Source organism: Shewanella waksmanii, from assembly GCF_043643685.1.
Taxonomy (GTDB): Bacteria; Pseudomonadota; Gammaproteobacteria; order Enterobacterales; family Shewanellaceae; genus Shewanella; species Shewanella waksmanii_A.
The window spans coordinates 257,973-279,742 of record NZ_JBHZSN010000003.1; the positions used below are offsets into that span (position 1 = coordinate 257,973).

General features: G+C 43.1%; 13 protein-coding genes. 2 read left to right on the forward strand and 11 right to left on the reverse strand.

Annotation, left to right across the window (positions count from 1 at the left end; all coding sequences use genetic code 11):
* Positions 1 to 146: 146 nt before the first annotated feature.
* Both ACHUFW_RS06175 and ACHUFW_RS06180 read right to left on the reverse strand, forming a co-directional pair.
* Positions 147 to 2,819 (reverse strand): TonB-dependent receptor domain-containing protein, encoded by a 2,673-nt coding sequence (locus ACHUFW_RS06175; protein ID WP_394201478.1) that lies wholly within the window; start codon positions 2,817 to 2,819, stop codon positions 147 to 149.
* A gap of 85 nt (positions 2,820 to 2,904) precedes the next feature.
* Positions 2,905 to 5,736 carry a hypothetical protein gene (locus ACHUFW_RS06180; protein ID WP_394201479.1) on the reverse strand — a complete coding sequence of 944 codons (2,832 nt, stop codon included), beginning with the start codon at positions 5,734 to 5,736 and terminating at the stop codon, positions 2,905 to 2,907.
* A 496-nt stretch (positions 5,737 to 6,232) separates the two neighbouring features.
* Here ACHUFW_RS06180 and ACHUFW_RS06185 point away from each other — a divergent pair, with 496 nt between their 5' ends.
* Positions 6,233 to 6,691: a hypothetical protein gene (locus ACHUFW_RS06185; RefSeq protein ID WP_394201480.1), complete on the forward strand. Its 459-nt coding sequence runs from the start codon at positions 6,233 to 6,235 to the stop codon at positions 6,689 to 6,691.
* 114 nt (positions 6,692 to 6,805) lie between these two features.
* On the opposite strand, the gene ACHUFW_RS06190 is transcribed toward ACHUFW_RS06185, so the two are convergent.
* The 5 genes from ACHUFW_RS06190 to ACHUFW_RS06210 form a co-directional block, all read right to left on the reverse strand.
* Positions 6,806 to 11,137, reverse strand: coding sequence for an alpha-1,6-glucosidase domain-containing protein (locus ACHUFW_RS06190; RefSeq protein WP_394201482.1), 4,332 nt, complete (start codon positions 11,135 to 11,137; stop codon positions 6,806 to 6,808).
* Between the two features lie 97 nt (positions 11,138 to 11,234).
* Positions 11,235 to 14,207: a TonB-dependent receptor gene (locus ACHUFW_RS06195; RefSeq protein ID WP_394201484.1), complete on the reverse strand. Its 2,973-nt coding sequence runs from the start codon at positions 14,205 to 14,207 to the stop codon at positions 11,235 to 11,237.
* A 737-nt stretch (positions 14,208 to 14,944) separates the two neighbouring features.
* Positions 14,945 to 15,697 carry a lipase family protein gene (locus tag ACHUFW_RS06200; RefSeq protein WP_394201485.1) on the reverse strand — a complete coding sequence of 251 codons (753 nt, stop codon included), beginning with the start codon at positions 15,695 to 15,697 and terminating at the stop codon, positions 14,945 to 14,947.
* 204 nt (positions 15,698 to 15,901) lie between these two features.
* Positions 15,902 to 16,675 (reverse strand): hypothetical protein, encoded by a 774-nt coding sequence (locus ACHUFW_RS06205; RefSeq protein ID WP_394201487.1) that lies wholly within the window; start codon positions 16,673 to 16,675, stop codon positions 15,902 to 15,904.
* Between the two features lie 209 nt (positions 16,676 to 16,884).
* Positions 16,885 to 17,358 carry a hypothetical protein gene (locus ACHUFW_RS06210; protein WP_394201488.1) on the reverse strand — a complete coding sequence of 158 codons (474 nt, stop codon included), beginning with the start codon at positions 17,356 to 17,358 and terminating at the stop codon, positions 16,885 to 16,887.
* Between the two features lie 933 nt (positions 17,359 to 18,291).
* Here ACHUFW_RS06210 and ACHUFW_RS06215 point away from each other — a divergent pair.
* On the forward strand, positions 18,292 to 18,510 hold the full coding sequence (locus ACHUFW_RS06215) for a hypothetical protein (protein ID WP_394201490.1): 219 nt from the start codon (positions 18,292 to 18,294) through the stop codon (positions 18,508 to 18,510).
* A gap of 420 nt (positions 18,511 to 18,930) precedes the next feature.
* On the opposite strand, the gene ACHUFW_RS06220 is transcribed toward ACHUFW_RS06215, so the two are convergent.
* From ACHUFW_RS06220 to ACHUFW_RS06235, 4 genes are all read right to left on the reverse strand, one after another.
* Positions 18,931 to 19,755: a hypothetical protein gene (locus ACHUFW_RS06220; protein ID WP_394201491.1), complete on the reverse strand. Its 825-nt coding sequence runs from the start codon at positions 19,753 to 19,755 to the stop codon at positions 18,931 to 18,933.
* 227 nt (positions 19,756 to 19,982) lie between these two features.
* Positions 19,983 to 20,357, reverse strand: a complete 375-nt coding sequence (locus ACHUFW_RS06225; RefSeq protein WP_394201493.1) for a hypothetical protein — start codon at positions 20,355 to 20,357, stop codon at positions 19,983 to 19,985.
* A gap of 116 nt (positions 20,358 to 20,473) precedes the next feature.
* Positions 20,474 to 20,707: a flagellar biosynthetic protein FliQ gene (locus ACHUFW_RS06230; protein ID WP_394201494.1), complete on the reverse strand. Its 234-nt coding sequence runs from the start codon at positions 20,705 to 20,707 to the stop codon at positions 20,474 to 20,476.
* A partial coding sequence (locus tag ACHUFW_RS06235) for a hypothetical protein (protein WP_394201496.1) occupies positions 20,694 to 21,770 on the reverse strand: 1,077 nt, incomplete at its 5' end. The genes ACHUFW_RS06230 and ACHUFW_RS06235, both read right to left, overlap by 14 nt.

Here is a 21,770-nt window from a genome sequence, read left to right on the forward strand (position 1 = left end):
TTCAGTACTCCAGGCAAAGTTTACCTAACAACATGAGCAAAACTAAAGTATGACTTTCAACCTATGCTTAGCACTGTTATAGACCGCAAATAGAAAAGCCCATGTCATCGCTAACATGGGCTTTATATCGTGATTAAACGACTGCGTTAGTAAGTATAACTAAACTGCAAGGTATATTCGGTACCTGGATCTTTACCGTACACTTTAATGCCTTGTTGCTCATACTCGGTTTCTTCACCAAGGATATTTTTCGCCTTAAACTTCAGCGCTATACTTTCCGTTGGGAAGAAGCTATAGGTGAAGTCCAAGCTATGAAATGGCTTTTCATAGACATCATCTAGGCCACCGCGTCCACCATAGGCGATACGCTCACCAAATACGTTATACACTAGTGTTGCACTGTGGTACTCATCTGGTGAGTCGAAGCTTATCTGCAAATTGGTCACCCATTCTGAGTGGCCAGTCATACGCCGAGTTTCATTGGTCGGATCGATTTCGCCATTGGGTGAGATATCAATCTGCGAGTCACTCAAGGTTAAGTTTCCGGTAATGAAAAAGCTCTCCCAAACACTGTCATCACCGCCAATAAAGCTGAGATCTTTTAGGAATTCAGTTTCAATACCATAAATGTAACCTGAATCAGCATTATAAAACTTAAGCTGACGCCCAGCTTCTGAAATACGTTGGATAGGTTCGATAGGTGCCGCAATATCTTTATAGAAACCACCAACACTCAAGTTAGTGCCTGACTCAGCGTACCATTCCCAACGAACATCAAAGTTATAAATGTCGGAGCTTTCTAGCTCTGGGTTACCGAAGAAGTCAAAACCGGTCACTGGATCTTGGAAACGAACGGGTGACACTTCACGTAGATCGGGACGTACAATGGTTTTACTTAAGCCTAAGCGCCATTGGGTCGTATCCGAATCTTTCCAAGTTACAGATAGCGACGGGAACCAACCATCTTCCGCGATAGCATAGTCGGTAAGCTCATAACGTCCACCTTCATCAGAGATCTCGCCTTGTGGGTCAATCGGTAAAGTGACGCGGCGGAAATCTTCATAGCGCACACCGGCGTAAACACGCCAAACATCATCGAAATCGATATCCACACTGACAAATGCAGCATCTAACTTCTCGGCAGCCACATAATCTTCGGTATCGGTTGACGCATCTTTTAACTCAAGATCTAAGCTGTCATTGGCAATATTGTCATCACTAAAGATTTGATCAAAATCGCCAGCCAGAATGTCACCGTTAGGATCGGTAGGGCTTAAGCCAACATCAAAACCTAAGCGAGTGGCATAGCTCTCTCGGGTACGCTCAAAATACTCATACCCGCCTTTGATTGTTGCCACGTTGTAACCAAACTCAATCGGCAATGCCGCACTCCAGTTATAGTTAACCGTGTCGTCTTCAAGCTTGCTATAAACATACTTGGGTGCATCTTGGGTATTAAGGTTACGCGAGGTAAAGTTACCCGCATCATCGATGATCACGTTGTAGGTATATGACAGCTCGTTAGGGGCGTAACGCTCAGAACTAGCGTCGGAATACATCCACTCAACTTGTAGATCCCACAACATCTCAAAGAAGTGCTGACCTTTAATTTGATTACTCAGTAGCTCACGCTCTTCATAATCAACTTGATAAACCTGCAGTGCATTAGGCTCACCTAAAGTATCGATAGTTTCTTCAATAGCCACCGAAACATCATCTGAGGTATCTCGTAAGTATGTGGTGAAGGTTTCAATTTTATGATCTTCAGTAAATTCAAACCCTAAATTGAGCATACCTGACATCTGTACAATCGAATCAGTACCCACCACATCTTTGGCATTCTCAACCTGCGCCTGAGTATCATCACCATCTAGCTCGACATCAAGCTTAGTGTAATTTTCCGCCTGCTCTTTATAAGACGCGGCTGCCATCACACCAAAGATTGCGTCTTCACCTATGTCCCAATTGCTCCCCACAGCAACATTGCCGCGAAAACCGGGGTCGGTCGATTCGGTATTAACCGTCATATCACGATAGATATCAGCGGCTAAATCGCGATTCATTTGCTGTGCAGTGGCAAAGTCTATTTGACCATTTGAACCAGTAACAATATCAATCGGGCTAATACCACCATATTGATTAATCGTTTGGGTAATGCTCGCTGGCATAGCGCGGGTACCATCATCTTTTCCCTGCCAGTCATCACCGCCGCCATTATAGGTGTAGGTATCTTGACTATCGTTGGTGTTATAGCGTCCACCCACCGATACTTTAAAGAAAGTATCTGCTGGAATCGATTTAGTGCGAATATCCACATGCCCACCGCCAAACGCAGCTGGCATATCGGCGGTGCTACCCTTTTGTACCGACAACGACTCGATAATAGATGCCGGGAACATATCGAGCGGCACGACATTACGGGTTGGATCTGGCGAAGGCACCGTGGCACCGTTAAGTGAAGTGCTAGAGTAGCGCTCACCTAAACCACGTACATAAATGAACTTACCATCTTTTAAAGTTAAGCCTGTGACACGTCGCAAGGCTGCGGCCGCATCGCTATCGCCAGTACGCGCAATCTGTTCTGCACCCATAAGGTCGGCAACCGCGACTTGTTCGCGACGCTCTTCCATGGCTGCTGAAGCATGCGCACGCAGGCGGCCAGTGACTTCAATCACTTCAATTGGGAAATCTTCACCGGGGTCAATATTGTTTTCATCTTGTGCAAAAGCTGGCGTAGCCGTGTATAGCGTGGCCGCTGAAATCGCCGATGCTACAGCTAGACTTAGCTTACTTGCAGTAAAACGCGGCTGAGTTTTCATAGAATTACTATCCTGTTGGAGTTCGAGCAAAGGGGCTTTTAAGCAAATGAAAGGAGGAGCGGGCGCTCCCCCTTATTATCACTGCTTATTGTGGGTAGTAAGCCCAACCTTGACGCCAGTCTGTCTGGCCATCGAATGCACCGATGTAATCAGTTGACTCAAAGAAGCTATCTGATGTGCTCATGTCTGTACCTGTACCTAACAACACAGTATCTGTTCCAGCTGGCATACCATCAGTTAGGCTCACCGCCGCCGTGCTGTTACCTGATTGACCAAGGAACCAAGTTTCAACATTAACGGCATCTGCAGTTTCGCTATTGTCAGAGCTGTACTTAAATGGTTCATTACAGTCGATAATAGAATGAGTCATCACCAATTCAGCATTGTTCACGTTATCAACAAGGTCAGCATAGGTGCCATCTAACTCTAAACACTCACCAGACTCGGTGTCAGAAGTTGCACCTTTACGACCTTGTACCAACACGTTATGTAATGAACCTGCTGTAGCAACTCGCAGCAAGATACCTTCACCTTTATCACCACTGGCGTTTTCGATATCCATACCAGGTAGAATCGTCACGTTTGATAGCGTTGGCTTAGATACGGGCGTATCGCCTGTACCTTTGTGGCTATCCGCTTCAATACCACGGTTAGCGCTGCCGTCTTCATGGGTGATATACACAAACTGTGCTTTACCCTGCCAGCCGTTAGTCCAATCTAGGCTGTCATCGAAGTTCTCGGTTAAGTAAACATACTTAAGGTTAACTGCACCACCCCAGAACTCGACACCATCATCGCCGTTGGCGTGTACTTGAATATGGTCAACTTGCGTGCCACTACCTACCGCGGCAAATGAGATACCGTTCATCTCTTGGGTATCGTTAACCTTAAAGCCGGCATATTTCACCACCACATAACTTAGCTGTCCGCTGCTGTCAGTGTTGTCGTTACCACCATAAGGGAAATCACCCACTTCAAATGCCACATCACAGCTATTGGCATCGTCACACTTGTTGGTTAAACCGTTACCCAGTAGTACTAAACCACCCCACTGGCCACGCTCACCGTCAGCGCCCATAATCACATCTTGCTCAGAGGTCATCACAATCGGATGCTGCGCGTTACCTACCGCCATGATTTTCGAACCGCGGCTCACTGCGATATAGCTATTGTCTGTTGCAAATAACTGAGCACCGGCTTGAATACCTAACGTGGCAGAGTCGCTGTTATCACCACCAACAACCACAGCGCCGCCATCGATTTTGTACATCACGTTCTCACCAGCAAGCAGTGTGATATTTGATGTCACGTTACCTTCTAAGGTACATACAAGATTGATATCTGCATTTTTATAGATACCAGCCACGACAGTTTCAGCACTAGTCCCAACTGGGCAAGAGGTCAGTGTTGGCAGGCTTGTTACAGGCGGTGTGCTATCGCTATGGATAGCCGTCGTCCAACCCGTTGTCCAATCGTTGCTACCATCAAAAGCACCGATGTACTGAGCATCAACAAGACGCGAGTCCATGTTGCTCAAATCTGCAGCACCACCGGTTAGTGCTACTGACGATGCATTTGGCATATAACCGTTAAGATCTGATGCACCTGCTAGGTTGCCATCTTGACCTAAGAACCAAGCTTCAACATCCAATGCCAAAGTACGACCTTCTTCCGCATCAGGCTTGGCATCTTTAAAAGGCTCAACACAATCAATCAAGCTGTTTTTCATGGTCAACGCTGCATCTTGAGCACTGATAACCGTGTTATCGTCGTTGATTTCTAAACACTCTCCTGAATCTACGCCACCTTTAACCAGCATGTTGTAGGCATGGGCGCCGGTGCCCTTACGGAACAAGATACCTTCGGCATCATCACCACCCGCATTTTCACCGTCAGCCACTTCAATGGTGAAGTTAGCCAAAACAGGCATAGACTGAGGTGAAGCATTGGCATCGCTGTTACTATCAGCTTCAATACCACGGTTAGAGCCATTGTCAGCTTGGCGAATATAAACGTGCTGGGCAGTCCCTTGCCAGCCGTTTGTCCAATCGAGAGAATCATCAAAGTTCTCGGTGAGAACAACGTTAGAAATGGAAACATTCCCCCCCCAAAACTCAACGCCGTCATCGTTGTTTAAATGCACTTGAATATGGTCAACCACAGTACCACTACCCACAGCGCCAAATGAGATACCGTTCATTTCTTGGGTATCGTTAATCTTGAAGCCACCAAACTCAACACGCACATATTTGAGCACACCTGAGCTATCTTCAGCGTCATCACCACCATAGTTGTGGCTACCCACTTCAAATGCGGCATCACAGGCTGATAAGTCAGGACAAGTATTAACCGGCGCGTTACCAAGCAACACTAATCCGCCCCATTGACCCGCTTCACCAGCTTGGCCAATCGCACTTTCTTTTGAAGTAAATACGATAGGTTGAGTTTGCGAACCTTCAGCATGAATCATAGAGTCACGGCTGATAACTAAGTAAGAGTCGCTACCACCGATAATTTTAGTACCAGCACGAACTTCAAGTTCAACGCTGTTTTCTTTGTCGCCACCAGCAACAACAGCACCTTCTAGCTCCCAGACTACGTCGTTACCCAACACAATCTTGTCAGCATCTTGACCACCGGTATCACCGCTACCCATAGTTGATGCCGCGCTTGACGGCAGTAATGAACCTTTCAATGTCCACACTTCCTTGCCATCGACAGACAAGCTAGTGTTGCGCTCAGCAAATCCGCTGTAAGCCGCTTCTTGGTCACTTTGAGTCGGTGTAGTTGGGTTAGTTGGATTGGTAGGCGTTTGGGTTTCTTCATTGCCCGTGTTGATGTTGATATCTCCACCACACCCAGCTAAGGCCAATGCCGTAGAAAGCGCACCAAGTTTAAAAATATTTTTCAGGTCCATTGTCATCTCCGCTGACGGATTAAAGCGATTGAGTAATTAGGCTGCAAAACCTAACGATCAAAAATGACAAAAAGACTGCGCAAACATGTCAGATACATTTCATTAACATGTCAAAAATAATAAACCCTTATTGAGCAAAGGATTGCAAGGTGATCAGCAAGTAAAAAAATCAGCAATTGATTAACAAAAGTTTCATAACAGTCCAAGAAAAATCAGCTATCAACGCAATAAAAACAGCTAAATTTGACTGTTATCAGCCATTCAGTGCCCTGCTCGTTGAGGACGATTTGCTGTCTCGTTTAAGCCTAACCAGCATATTAAGCGCTATATATGCCCCAACCTAGGTGACAGCCTGAATGATTACCTAAAAGCAGCATTTATCAGCTTTTTTGCCCGCCAAAAGTAGGAATCGTTGCGTCAGTAATGGCCTTAGCTGTAACCACTAGGCTACCATCTCGCCTCCTGAGTAAAATCGTTTTAAATATAAGGATATATAATGAATAAACCGACTCTTTTACTGGCAGCCATTGCCACATTATCGCCCCTCTCTACAGCGCAAGCTTTGATGTGCGCACCTGGCGAGCAATATTTACTTTCAGCATTTTCAGTGAGTGCGCATGAGCAAAGCACACTGCACAATAGCTTTAGCTCTGATGAGCCCAATGGCTTTGTCAGTGAATTTGGTCAGCTTAACTTGCACATGATCGATTGCTACACCGTGGAAATCACCACTTTTGGAGAGCAGGAGGAAGTGTTTACTGTACGCTCACCTAAATTGGATCTATGTGACAGCAATAATATGAAAGGTAAAATCACCCTTAAGGGCAAAGATGCCAAACTCACCATCGACATCGCCAATGGTAAGCAGCCGCTATATCAATTTAGCTACCGCTCCTATGCCGATGATCAGCAAAAACGTTTGTTTGCCAACAATGTCATCAAGATCAGTCATTAATGACACTAGTATGACAATAACCTCCCTCAGCAACACGCAAAAAATAGCTGGCTAGACGAATAAAACCCAGCCGAAGCTGGGTTTTATAAACTCCTATAAACACAAGCTAATGGCTTAGTTTTTAGTAACTGTTAACGTCGGAGCTTTAGGATCTGGACCGGTTACAGTAAAGCGATAGCTACCGGCTTCTGCCACGTCAAGGTGCATATTTGCGCCTTTTACCGCTAAGGTTTGCGCCACACCTATACTGACATTTTCCTGCTCAGCGGCGGCACCTAAGTCGACGGTACTCCAGTCACCTGTTGCCACTTTAAACTGGTTGTCACCAGCACTGAGCTCAATATCAACACTGTAAACCGACATCCCTTGATAGCTAAGTGCATCCACTTCGCCCCAACCATTCATGCCGCCACGAATATACACTGTCTGCCCGGCAAACATATCCGCTTCATAAATCGTCAATATCGGTTCATTGCGATTAGAGGCATCAAAGATAAACGCGTAAGTAGCATCTGTTGGCGCTTCAAACGTCATGTTGGCACCACTAACAGCAAGTAACTTCTCTTGCATCAATGTCACCACACCATCTGCTTCGCCTGAGCCATAATCGACGGTAGACCAGTCGCTTGAGGCAATCTTAAATTCCTGCGAGCCGGCACTTAAGCTAATGTCGGCACGATAAATACCACCGCCCATATAGGTCAGCATATCATCGGTGCCCCAACCATTCATGCCACCGCGCAAGAACACCTCAGTACCGACAAATGGCTCTTCATTAAATACCGTCAATACCGGCGCTTCTTTATCTGACGCATCAAATGAGAACACATAAGTGGCGTCGAATGCTGCGGTGAAGTGCAAGTTAGCCCCCGATCGTGATAGCGGCTCTGCCACTCCCTCTTCTACTTGAGCTTCTGCAGCTGACAGGCCACCAAAATCAACGGTGCTCCAATCACTTGAGGCAATCTTAAACTCATAGTCACCGGCCGCTAAGGTAATGGCTATACGGTACTCGCCATCACCGACATAGGTCAGCATATCGGTTTCACCCCAGCCATTCATGCCACCACGAACAAACACTTCAGTGCTACCAAATGGCACCACATCAGGTGCACCCACAGTGGCATTCGCATCCAAGCCATAACCACGTTCAACCCCTTGAGGCTTCACAAATACCGCCGTGGTGTAGGCTGGCACAATAAAGGTGCCTTCATCTTCACCTACGCTAAAGCTGGCGCCTGAAACAATGGCGTCCACCGAAGCGCTTAGTGTTGGATGTAACTCAAACCCTGCCGCGGTGGGCACAGTATGGCTGACGGTTTCAGCGCTGGCGTTAACCATCACCACCATGGCGTCTAAGGTCATATCAATGTCAGCTAACTGCTCACCATCATCAATACTCATCACGATAACGCCCTGAGTTTGACGCTTACCCACATTGTGAAAACCAACTCGCTCGATAATATCCATCTCATTGGTTAAGCGCAGCAGTGGGCTATCACGACGAATACTCAAGAACTCATTGAATACTCTTGATGCCATCTCAATTTCGCTCATCGAAGCCGCGGCATTAGGGTTAGCAGAAATACCGACTATGGTGTGCCACTTTTCACCATTATCTTGCTCGCGAGGCAGACCCACATTCCAGTTGTTCGACTGCAAAGTAAAGTCGACCCAGTTAAACCAGTCACCTGAATCATAACTGTTGCGGTCCATTGATTTAGAGCGCAGTAGGTCGCCGCCCATTTGTAAAAATGGAATACCTTGGCTAAGCAGCGGAATGGTCGCAGCAAGGTTTTGTACCCTTACACGCTCATCTAAACTCATGCCTACTGGATTTTTGTATTGCAGGTTGTCCCATAGGGTTTCATTGTCGTGCTTAGACACATAGTTGATGCTATCAGCGGGATCGACCGCATAAGCCGTTGGCTGACTATTCCAGCTGAAACTACTGCCTTTGGCAGAGTTGCCGTTAAAGTCTTTTAAAACAAAGTTCTTCACATTGCCCGCCATTGATAACCTTAAAGTATCTTGGTCACGCAATGCTTCATCGCTGGCCTCGGTTTTGAAAATATTACCGCTACGGACACTTTCGCGAATTCTATCGTTAAAGGTACCGACTTCACTGCCCGCCATATTGGCTTGAGTGGCTTGTTCAAATAAACGGTTGTCAGCCACTTCGCCGAAGTTCCAACCTTCACCATAGAAGTAGTTGTCAGGATCTACCGCTTGTACCGCATCACGCGCATTTAAGATGCTCTGTTTTGGCATATGCCCCATGACATCAAAACGGAAGCCGTCAAAGCCGTACTCTTTGGCGAGTATCACCATAGAGTCACTGACAAACTTATCCATCATGCGATGCTCAGTAGCGGTGTTTTCACAGCAGGTAGAGCGTTCAATATCGCCACTTTCTTCGTTGTATCTGTGATAGTAACCCGGCACCATTTTATCCAGCACTGAGTTGTCCCACAGTCCAGACGAACTGGTATGGTTATACACCACATCAAGCACCACTCTTAGTCCCATATCATGCAGCGCTTTATTCATTGCACGTAACTCTAATACCCGAGCGGTACCTTCAGCCGTGCTAGCATAACTGCCTTCTGGTGCAATAAAATGATGCGGATCATAACCCCAGTTAAAGCCGTCATAACCACGCATTGCTTCCACAATGGCTTGTGCATCAGCCGAGCCTGGTAGCGCATCGGCTAGAATACTTTCAATGGTGGCGGACTTATCTTGGGTCGCACAGGCATCTGCACTATCTTCAATTTTGTCACACAACATCCCTAAGGTATCGGTCATCTCAATCCGCTCACTCGGATCTTCATTGATGGTGGCGATATCGGTCACAGGCAACACATGGAAATGGGTTAAGCCATTGTCGGCTAGACGTTGAAGGTGCATAACCGGCGCAGAATCTGTCTCGGTAAACGCTAAATACTTACCTCGGTTTGCCGCCGAAGTGCTTTGATCACGAACACTAAAATCGCGCACATGGCCTTCGTATATCACCGCATCTTCAGGGTTAGCGATGGTCGCGACTTCATGACCGTCCCAATCCTCTGGCTTTAAGTCGGCATCAGCAAGGTTAACAAACTGGCTGTAGCGGCCATTAGTGGACACATTGAGTGAGTAAGGATCGGTTGATTCAATGGTTTCTATCTGCTTGCTAACAGGATGATAAACACTGACTTCAAAGCGATAGAACAGTCTGTCGAGGCTCATATCGCCGCGATAAGACCAAATGCCGGTAGCACTATCGAAGCTCATGGCTTCAGCGCGATTTAAGCTCTTATCACTGTTGTAGATATTAAGCATTACTGATTTGGCGGTAGGCGCCCAGGTCGAGACGCTAACCCCGTCGTCTTGATAGACAACCCCAAGCACAGCTTCATCAGCATCATTATCACCTTGGGTGTATAACGCATCGAGCACTTTGGCATGCTGCACATAGGTGGCGGCAACAGGAATATCTTCACCGTTGTATCCGGCAACCACTAATTGCGCTTTGGCAATGGCCTTGGCTTCATCATCAGTTAAATTAGTGCTATATGCTGGCCAGTCAGCTAGATGAGGTACCCGCGCTTTTTGCGCATCACTTAACTCTACCGGGCTCAGATCCACAGTTTGACTATTAACAATGCGATCAGGCTCAGCTTCAACGGCCAAATTGCCTTCTTGGCTATAGTGCAGCTTAACCATGCCAAGTTCGCTATCATCTTGATTCCAAAGTAATGTGTCAGCATCTAACCAGTGGGCACTCATGCCACTAATGGATAAAGGTTGCACCCCTAGACTTAAAATAGGGTACTCAAACACTGACGGCTCACCATGCAAAGTAAAGTTCATTCGCACAAAAGTTTCATCGTCTTGCATCAATGGCATTTTCAAGTCGACATCGCCCATGGCTTTGCCTGACCCTTCAGTACCGATATGTACGATGAAGTTAGCGCATTCGTTATAACCGTCTTTTAGCTCAACAATCCAATAAGCACCATAGTTAGGATCGATACCATCAAACTGATGGCCATTGGCCCAGTCTGTGGCATCAAATGGGGCCGCATAAGCATCACATTCATCATTGTTCCAAGTATGTAGCTTATAACCATCGTAGACCGGATCATTGGGGCTATTGGTCGCATCTTTAGGACGGTTGTAATACAGCACCGCTTGGTTATCTCCGGGAGTAAACACCGGATCAGGTAACGTGGGGTCGGCACCAACAATACATTGCTCATTATTTTCATCAGGTACCGTGGGAGCTGGACAGCTAATAGGCTCTGGGGCGACACAGCTTGTGCCTGCCGCATTAGGCACCATAGGTACATTACAGGTTAATAGCACTTCACCGGGCTCTGACGAATCACCGCCGCAACCGCTTAAGGTTGCAGCACTGACCGCCAGTGCCAATAAAGAAAGCGAGTTAGAGATCCTCATCATGAGTGATGTCTCCTAATTGATTAATTTAGTTCAACGGCGAACGCAGCTTTGTACTTATATGCAGTGCTGTGTCCGCCAGACGCTGATAGCTTGTTGATCACAATGCCAGTGTCATACCCAGATAGAATTCACGCCCAAAGTACTGCAAAGTACCGGTCTTACTTTCGGTGCCGAAGTAACTTCTAGTGGGCTCATCAGTGAGGTTATTAACTTGGAACAACACGCCCAGCGCATCGGTGATTTGATAAGAGGCTTGATAATCAATCACGGTTTCAGCAGCAAAGTTAACCACCTGCTCGTTAATCGCCACTTGCTCAGAGACAAACTCGTCGCGATAACGGGCACTTACCCGGGTTTCGAAGCCTTCGTAGGAGTAAAATAGTGTGGCGCTAGCAACGTTATTTGACAGACCCGGTAGCGACTGAGTCACCGTCTCACCACCCAGATCGGTCTTCGACTCCACCTCACTTTCGGTATAGGAATAACTGAGGTTCAAGCCAAGACCTGACCATAGTTCTGGTAGGCTAGTAAACACTTGGGTATAAGCCAGTTCGAGACCACGAATATAGCCACCTTCGGAGTTATTCACTGCGGTGGTGTAGGTGCCGTTGGTGGTTTCGATCTGCTCACCACTTACTGGATCGATGATGTAATCAGGTACGTTAAAGCCATTGCCTTTAAAGTCAAAGTTCTCCAGTGCTACGGTATCGATGAAAGAATCAATGTCTTTGTAAAATAGCGCCGCAACGATGGCGCCATCATCTAAGTAATACTCGTAAGAGATATCATATTGATTAGCGTAAAACGGACGTAAAAACGGGTTGTTAGTACTTGAACCATTAATTTCACCATCATCATTAACCGATGCACTGGCGTCACCCGCCAATCGGTTAATCGGTGGACGCGACATCACTTTAGCCGCGGCAAAACGCACCTGAGATTGGTCAGAAACTAAGAAGTTTAAGTTAAGCGATGGCAAATAATCAGTGTATTTCACGCCTTTAACTGTCAGCGCATACAAGTTATTAATAATGCCCACTTCATCAATGATATTTTGCGAACCCAGTTCTGGGTCGCCGCCCACATTCTCAAGCAAAGTCGCAGACTGATCGGTTTCAACGGCGCGAATACCAAAGTTACCTGTGACCGGAATTCTGCCGATCTCCGCATCGATATTCACCATCACGTAAGCGGCTAATACCTTTTCGTACACCTCACCACTTTGCAGTACCGACCAAGAGTAATTGCTGGTGTAGCCTTTTGGATCACTAACACCATCAGCATTACCCCAAGTTTGCACCGGTTGTGGCACACCTTCAGGGAACCAAGCCGCCAACGCTTTATCCAAATCAATAGCGAGGTAGTCCGGGAAATAGTTAAAGTCGCCTTCCCAGCCCACCACAGTTGTCATATCGTCGGTTAGGCGCAGTGGTGGCTCAGTTGTCGAAAAATCGCCATCATTACCGTATTCAAATACAGAGCGGTCGTTAGAATAAGTGCGATCAGAATAGCGCGCCCCCACCTCAATCGACGCAATATAGTCATTGTCTAAGTCGTATTTAAAATCTAAGCGATAGGCATTGACTTCATCTTCGTTCACAAACGGATAGATACCGTATTTACTGACCATGACTTTGTCGATGTCTGAAAATGCTGCCGCCTGATTAAAGCCTACGTTAGGTAAATCTAACCCGTTAAGTTGATAGTTAATCGCAACATTTTTATCAAACACAGGCGTTGCTGCAGAGGCATCTTCAGCAACATTGGCCCACAATAAACCATTGCGGAAATCACTTTTAGCTGACGAGTAGGAGATATCGGCAGACACACTCAAGCGCTCTGTTGCTTGCCAAGTAGCATTGACACCAAAGCTGTTGACTTCATCAAAGTCTTGGTTGTCATCATTAACAATCTCAACTCGTGTAAAGCTTTGCGAGGTGCGATTAAAGTTACCGCCAATTACAGCATTACCATCAAGCACTGGATTGGCCACTGCCGCCGACGGCCCGCCTAATTTTACTCGGTAACCACGAGCAAATGCTTCACTGTCAAATCGTGAAATAAACGCGTCGGCTTTTAAAGTAAAGGTGTCTGATGGTGCCCATTCCAACGCGCCCATATAACCATTACGGGTTTCCACACCGCCTAAATGTTGGATCTCAAACCCTTCGCTGATGTACTCATTTGCCGGATTATCTTCTGGGCCGTTGGTATCATTCGCTAAGCCATCAACATCTTTATTGCCGTTATAGGCCAAACCAATAAATTGGGTGGCAACACTCGGTTGCTCAAGGCGCGCATAACCCAACGCCACCCCTAAAGTGTCATCTAGATATTTACCTTGATAAGAAAAGCTTAAACGATGGCCGTAGTCTTGGGCGCCATACACTTCATCGGCACGGTCGTTATACATACCGCGGGCATTGGCAATAAAACTGTGCTGTTTATCAATCGCTAACGGGCTCGCTGTTGCCAGCTCTACCGTACCGGCCACCCCGCCCTCAATTAACGATGCTTTGGGCGACTTATACACAGCTGCAGAGGTGATCAACTCAGAAGGATACTGATCAAACTCAATGCTACGACTACCACTGGTAGAAACCTGCTCACGGCCATTTAAGGTAGAAAAAACAAAGCCACCTGACATACCACGAATATTAATTTCAGCGGCTTGTCCACCGGTTCGCACCGCTGAAATACCCGGCAAACGTGTCAGTGCATCGGCCATCGACACATCCGGCAATGCCCCTAAATCATCGGCACTCAGTTGCTCAGATACGGTATCGCCGTAACGTTTTTGATTCAGTGAGTCTATTAAGCTACGGCTATAACCCGTGACCGCAATCCGCTCAATCTCCTCTTCGCCTATCTGTTCATCGGCTTGCTGACTGGCATTGTTTTTCTCGCTGCCATCAACATTGGCATTGTCTGCCGTGGCCGCTTTGGGTTCACTGGTCGCTACCGCCTGTGGTGTGGTTTCAGCTGCCATAAGGTTAATCGGGTAAATCACCCCGCCTAACCCAGCCGCCGCTAGCGCTAATGTGAGAACACTTGGTTTAAAGTGTGACATTGGTTTAATCCCCTTGGTCTTGCGACTTGCATTACCCAATGCGCACTTAAACGGCTCAAATTAACATGACATCAGGCTTATAATTTATCAGCCATACTAGCCAAGGTTGTTTTTTAAGCACAACTTAATGCATACGTATTCATAACATAACTGCAACCAGACTCCTTAAATACCTCTCACTCAAGAACATGTTTTTATTTAACTTTAGATTGAATTAATGATCTGACAAAAGTGTAAGCAAAATGTGAAACTTCAATACTAAACACCGCTGAAGGCTGATAACAATAGATGTTTCATCGTCAATTCAACGAAGTTCAGAAGAGATACCAGATAGTTTGAATCGCAGCTTTAGTGCGCTAGAAAATGCACGAAATTTCCTTGTCAAATGCTCAATCTGTGGTGGCTTTATTTATTGATCTGCAACTGTCAAAAAAAGAAAGCTTAAAGGGCTTAAGTAAGAGCTTATTAAGCTCCACATATTTTTCGTTAAAAACTTCGTTGTATTGTTTCTGTGTAGGCCGTGCTAGAGACACTTGGTGAACGCTGTGCGAATTGATTACTCCAAGGAATTGGCAGACATTGCCAAAAAAAGTACTGAGTATCAATAGCTGATGACTGTATGTTAACACTATTTCTGCTTTCCCCACTCAAAGCTAAGTGGATTTAAGCCTGAATGATCTTACTACTTGCTTCGTTTTAGCGTAAAGCACACCACAAAACGGTACTCGCTCTCGACACTAACAATACTTTAACACTTTTAGTTGATTTATATAATTTTCCAATGAATGAGCGCCAGCCCAATCCCAAATATAATTACGGCCAAACTTAATGTCTACTTCACTATTAACATGCATATAATGCTCTTCTAACGCCGACTTTAAAGGTAAGCATGGAACTTCATCATTTGCGTTCACAACCCTCCAAGAATCTGTAACTCTCCGATTATAAAAAGATGCAAATCGCGGCTCACCTACTCGTGGGCTGGCAAAACTGTACAGCTTTACGTTTTTGCAACTTGTATTTGTATGGATATCTAAAGCATTCAAAGTAGCTAATGCTGCACCTAAACTGTGTCCTGTAACGTAAATTGATCCCTTTATCTGCCTTTTGCTAAGATAATCAATAACAACTTCTCGTGGAGACTGCGTTAAAGCCGTTGTTGTATATAATTGATTAAACCCCAAATGAACTTTTACATTGTCTGGTAAATAAGGACAAACTATTTGTTCAAACTTTCCGTCCTCGATCCATTCCTTAGCGGTTGACGTTCCACGCCAGCTAATATAAACATCATCTTCTTTAGATGCGATAAACCCAATAGGAATATTATTGCCTTCATATGCTGCGTGACATGAGATTTCAAATTTATATCCTTTAGGGCCTGCCCACTTAATACCCTTTGTATAATTTTCATATTGAATATACGCCTCGTTACTCAACTGAGCTAATGTCAATGCTCTATTGACATCAAAGCCGTTGAAAAATTGCATTTGCAAACCTCCTTGCAATGAAGTTATCCTGCGACCTAAACACAACGGGCAAAAAAGCATTACTGAGACCCGATTAATTCTTTATGAAACTAATTAATGTTAGCTCTAGATTAGCCTTTACCAATATTCCCTATAGCCTCTTGGAACATAATAAATGTTAAGAATAAACTAAAGAGCTCAGCATAGAGCTCTTCAGCGTAAATACTACTTGTTTTTAAGCTCTTCCAGTTTCTTTTCCGACTCACTAATCAACAAGTCATATATGTGTGATGTAGACTCATACTGTTCAGGAGTTATCTTATCATCCGACAATTGCTTCAGTAGGTCTTCGACCTTACCTTTAAACGTCGAAATCTGATCTTCATACAGCTCTGTCAAGGCTATCTGAGATTCCTTTTGTGCTTCATCGACTGAATACCTAACGTTATATACATATAGATATTGATAAACACTCTCGTTATCAAAGAAACTTTTAGATTTATAAGAATCGCAAGCAACAGACGCAAAAAGGTGTAACCCATTACCTAACGGTTCATGTTTAAAGCTTGATGTATAAGACACGCTACTACTTGATCCAAAGCTCTCAACAATTCCACTTAACACCTCAAAACACTTCCCAGCGATGTAGACTTCCATGTTTTCCATTTCAGATATCGCTTTTCCTACTTCTTCAGATTTTGCGATTGTGACGCCACTAGGCAAATTTGACTCACCAAAAATAGCTTTGGATATTGCATCAATAATTCTCTTAAGATTACTTAATGACCATTCGCTTTCCTGCATAAAATCTGCGTTCTTACCTGAAAGAAACTCTGAATAGGAATAGTTATTACTCTCATAATAATCATGCATGCTTTGTTGCAACATATGTTGTACTTGTTCTGTTTTGTCCTCTAATTGCTTTTCTAGTTTGGCTAAGTAGGCTCTATATTCGTCCTCTCTAGACTCCATTTGCGCGATAGACTTTGACTTTCCCATATCTTCCTCACTCTAATTGTTGCTACTTTACGACGGCATTGTTCATTAAACACATTTTCCATTAAAATTTAATTTACGCCTTAGCTTCAGGAATGTTCTGTCTTCGATATCAATAGCTTCTACGTATATATCAGAATGACACACTCCTCCGGTTTCAAAATAGGTGCAATAGTTCGAAACGCTTTTATTCAACGACGACCTTTACGACATTAATTAAATACTATTTGCATTCTCGGTCCGTTACACATCACAGTTACGTTCAAGTCCTCATGTGACACCTTAATCTTCTTAAATAAATTTCCAGACACTGACTTTGTTTTGCCCTTATGCTCAATAGATACAAGAACGCTAGCTTCGCCAGCCTTCTTCCACTGATATCCAAGCAGAACCTTATATATACCATTTTTGGTGACTTCAAATAAAAAATCCACATTGGACGTCTGTATCAAATTTGTTTTAAATATAGCTTGTTGTGTATCACCCTTTTTAATAAACACATCTGGAAGTATTGATTTTTCTGCTTTACTTATATCATCCAAAACATAGGAATCTATAGATACATAATCAACATCAAGATTACAAATATCCAAGATGAATGGAGCCCCTTCTAAATACTCCTTAGCCTTTGCCGATATAGAAATCACTTCTGAGCTAATAGTTGATATATCACTGACTGTTATCATATATTTCTCCCACAAAAAATATAAAACAAAAACACCAAATTAAACAATATAAAATTAAAAACATCTAACTTACATCCCCACAAAAACAACTACCTTATATCTTATGCTATCACCACTTTTCATCAACGATACAAAATAAACATAACCACACGACACTTTGAGGCTCAAAGATCAATTAAACTCAGTCTAGACTTAACCCCAAAAAAAATTCACAAAACAATCAACAAAAAAAATTGCGACAAAAGATAAAGAACAAGCAAATAAAATAGCAACAATAACAAAGCGCAATCCATCCAAAACATACATTTCAATCAACCATCAATAATAAAACAATAAATGAGACACTATATGTTGAAGGCCTTAAATAACACACTAAAAAACTGAATATTTATGAAAAACAATTCCAACTAGGAGACCATAAGATAGCGGTGGGACAGAGCAATGTAGAATGGAAGCACCTACGGAGTGTCAAAACTGGAAAGAGAAAGAAAAAGATTGAAAACGAAGTATATTAACAACAAAAAGAACTAGGTGAAAAATAGATAAAGAAGAAAAAATATAAAACCAGATTATACTTGCGCACTAAAACACAGCCATGATTATATCTATAGCCAAGCTGAACTAATCCCCTCCCCTTACTACAACCTATAATAAATCAGGCAATTAGTAGATTCAAACAATAAACTGATCACAAACAAAAAAGCGTCAAGGTGCCAAAGCGAACAAACGGAAGACCACATAAAATCAGTCGCAGTAACAATTCCCCAGCAAAACGCTAGCCTTAAATCCCTTACCGCACACATAAAGAAAACCATTCACCATAGAACAGTTGAATTAATCCTTATTTTTCACTTAACAAAAAGCAAAATTTGAACAATTATTAACACCTAATTTTAATTTTCTCATAAATTATTAAACAAGGACATTTTAACCATGGCAGAAGTAACATTAGATCAGGAATATATTTACAGTTTTTGCCCGATAGCCTCTAAACATAGGAAACACTTTAATAACTTATCGGAAAATCAGCCATATGACAGTGTTGATGTGATCAACACTAAATATGATCTCTTGAAAGCAGAACAAAATGCCAAGCGGTGTAAATATCAACTCAATAACTACAACTCTTGTCCTCTGTTGGCCATCAAGTAATAAGATACGAAAATGATTTCAAATGAACATCATCATTTAGAAAAACAACGATGACTTATGAGGAAGAATGTCAATTTAACTCGCTGCCTAATTAATTTATTGGTTAAGGTTAATTTAATGATTAAGAATCAAATGAAGGACAACGAAAAAGTAACCGCATTATATTACGATAGAAAAACAAAATGCACATGGGTGACGTATACAGTTAATGCCACAGAGCCGATAAATGGACTAACATCTAGACAGTTCAAAAGGCTCCTCAAGCAAGTGAGCAATAGAAGCGTTGATAGGTATGAACTCTACAAAGTGATACTTAACCTATTATACGCTTCTTAATTGTTTTAAGGGGAGGAATTTAAATCTTTTCCTGCCCACGGATTTAATTGACTTTTAAGCTAACCAGCTATTATCACGCAATATTTATTGATTTTCACTCTTAACATACTGGCAATATGCTAAGTGTGCTCTAATGGGATCCAAATATGTTGAAGCTTCATTATCAATCAGGTACCAAAAAGAATCTTTATCTGGTTCCTCATTAAAAAACAACTTTTCACAAGATAAAAGCTTACTTTGAGTAACATGCTTCAACCAGTGTAAAACTGGGCAGAATGCCAACCATCTCATCACACCTATCGCCTTCATTGACTTATCTAAATAAACTTCATTAAACTTAATAAGCATCGTAAACGGACACCCAAAATTCCACTTTTCTGCTTCTAGCGTAAAAAAATTGTTCTCAGGGATAACAAACTCAGGCCAGGACACTTTATCTTTCAATGTCATCGCCAAGCGACGCTCACCTAACCAATTGTGCACCATACAAGGTAAATACTCGCTTGACCGCATTTGAGGCCTTCTCTTTAAGCTTGGTAATAACGTCATTCGCTTTACGCCAATATCTTTTGATATTTTCTCTAACGTAAATAGTGTAACCAATCCTGTTGACGGCCAACAAGATAATTGTTGTTTCAATAGGTTCGCTGTTTCAACCAGAGCCTTAGTGAAAACTTCCAAATCTTGAGTGTCAATGAATTTTCCAGAAACTGTAAAAGGCTCATTGGAACAGGCAACCTCTCCGTTTGAAATATTTATTATATCTCTGCCACCTACATCTTTTGAACTTATACGTGTCTCATTGAATGTAATTACTGTCCCTTGATTAGGCAAAATAATATCACCAGGCCCATTACCTATGATAGTTACTTTATTAAATTTTTTTAGTAGCTCTTCATTGTTTATCATACATTTACTCCCCCCCCAACAATTTCATCACTGAAAGATCCATACCAAGCTACATCACCAGTTACTGGTTGTGATTCACATTGATAAAATCTCTAGCGAACCCCGCGCGTTAATAATATTTAAATAATCAGGAATACTTTGACTTGTTAAATAATAATTCTATCACCTACCTATTTACAAAGAGGATACGACTAAAAAAACTCCCAATAAATAGCGGTAAACTACAATCAACTTCTAGCAGCTGTTACAACACTATTTAAAGTCAATAACTTATCTGCCAATACCCTCTCAGCATCGCAAGATTCTACAGAGAATTCACAAACCAAAAACAATTTATCCTTTTGAATATTTAGAAAAATCCCCTCATCAGCAATTAGGCTATCAAATATTTGAGCGGCTTTATTCCTCACAATCCGTCTGTCTAACACTGGAATTTCAACGAGTAGCTGAACAACACCTTCCTGTAAATTAACATAGATTTCCACACCACCTTTCAGCTGAATAACTAACGGATCATTCCCTTCTATTCTAGACATTAAGCTAGGTGCTATATCAAACTTATCCACCAGAGTCTTATAAATAAGCTCTCTTAATTGTTTCATACAATATATTCCTCATATCTTCATATAGACATTACCAAGAAAAATAATAGTCACTAACTACTAACACCAGTAATAACATGACATTTTAATAATTTTATACTTAATATCCTTGTAAATCACAACTGATAAAACAAGAGGTGAAACTGTTCATAAATTCCCGGCCCTATTTGCGTGAGCAACACGATAAAGACTAGCAGCTTCGCTGCCATAGGAAGCCCAGGGTCCTGCACACTGAATACTGTTTGCAGCAAACCAATAATCACCCCCGTAAATACAAAGGATAAGGAGAATATGATAATCGCCTCGTTCAATATAGATAAGCATTCAGCTGCCAAATCAATAACCGTCATATTTCCTCTCAACAAATCGAATTAATTCATTGCGGCCGCTGTACCGAAATTCAAACGTATAACACTTGTCTCGAAAATACACACGATAAGTATTGACATGGATATAATTGCCTAATAGATAACAAGTTGATGTACGATTAGAAATATCTGAAATATGATTAATCCCTAGGCTGGCTTGAGTAACTGCTTGCAACTCTGGTTCTCTATTAGTAGTAATACTTACATCTGTAGATTGACTTAAATAGTTAAAACCATTTTCAGTTTTTTCAAATGCATTAACATTAGAAGTACATATTTGATGAGAAAGATAGTTTAGAGGTTCACCTCCAATAGCTGAATTAATGTTTGATTTCGGCTGCTCCTTCACCAATTCTTTATGCAAGTCACCATACTGACCGAGATGAAACGATGCGCTATTACCAATAGACGATTCTGAATGAAACTTAACAGCCCCTTTAGTCACTTTGACGTTCAGCTCCTCTTTGCCAAGGTGACCATTAGCGCTATGACTAACTAAGCCTGCATTAAGTGTCACCTGTTGCTTAATTTCGCCACGGGTTAAGCCGTTATCTTTATCGAAGCGAGCCGAAGAGTGATGACTAGAAGGTAACTCTGAATGAGAATTGACAGGACCATTAGCCACCTTAGCGCTAAAATCCTTATCTTTATCTAGAGCAACAAAAGCAGTATTAGCACCTGCCGAATCAGCTTTAACCGTTACCTGTTGCTTAATTTCGCCACGGGTTAAGCCGTTATCTTTATCGAAGCGAGCAGAAGAGTGATGACTAGAAGGTAACTCCGAATGAGAATTGACAGGACCATTAGCCACCTTAGCGCTAAAATCCTTATCTTTATCTAGAGCAACAAAAGCAGTATTAGCACCTGCCGAATCAGCTTTAACCGTTACCTGTTGCTTAATTTCGCCACGGGGTAAGCCGTTATCTTTATCGAAGCGAGCGGAAGAGTGATGACTAGAAGGTAACTCTGAATGAGAATTGACAGGACCATTAGCCACCTTAGCGCTAAAATCCTTATCTTTATCTAGAGCAACAAAAGCAGTATT

Bases quoted from the DNA above. Each gene is read 5' to 3' on its own strand.
- ACHUFW_RS06175 (WP_394201478.1), bottom strand. From the start codon at position 2,819: ATGAAAACTCAGCCGCGTTTTACTGCAAGTAAGCTAAGTCTAGCTGTA.
- ACHUFW_RS06220 (WP_394201491.1), bottom strand. From the start codon at position 19,755: ATGATAAACAATGAAGAGCTACTAAAAAAATTTAATAAAGTAACTATC.
- ACHUFW_RS06180 (WP_394201479.1), bottom strand. From the start codon at position 5,736: ATGGACCTGAAAAATATTTTTAAACTTGGTGCGCTTTCTACGGCATTG.
- ACHUFW_RS06225 (WP_394201493.1), bottom strand. From the start codon at position 20,357: ATGAAACAATTAAGAGAGCTTATTTATAAGACTCTGGTGGATAAGTTT.
- ACHUFW_RS06205 (WP_394201487.1), bottom strand. From the start codon at position 16,675: ATGGGAAAGTCAAAGTCTATCGCGCAAATGGAGTCTAGAGAGGACGAA.
- ACHUFW_RS06215 (WP_394201490.1), top strand. From the start codon at position 18,292: ATGGCAGAAGTAACATTAGATCAGGAATATATTTACAGTTTTTGCCCG.
- ACHUFW_RS06195 (WP_394201484.1), bottom strand. From the start codon at position 14,207: ATGTCACACTTTAAACCAAGTGTTCTCACATTAGCGCTAGCGGCGGCT.
- ACHUFW_RS06210 (WP_394201488.1), bottom strand. From the start codon at position 17,358: ATGATAACAGTCAGTGATATATCAACTATTAGCTCAGAAGTGATTTCT.
- ACHUFW_RS06230 (WP_394201494.1), bottom strand. From the start codon at position 20,707: ATGACGGTTATTGATTTGGCAGCTGAATGCTTATCTATATTGAACGAG.
- ACHUFW_RS06185 (WP_394201480.1), top strand. From the start codon at position 6,233: ATGAATAAACCGACTCTTTTACTGGCAGCCATTGCCACATTATCGCCC.
- ACHUFW_RS06200 (WP_394201485.1), bottom strand. From the start codon at position 15,697: ATGCAATTTTTCAACGGCTTTGATGTCAATAGAGCATTGACATTAGCT.
- ACHUFW_RS06190 (WP_394201482.1), bottom strand. From the start codon at position 11,137: ATGATGAGGATCTCTAACTCGCTTTCTTTATTGGCACTGGCGGTCAGT.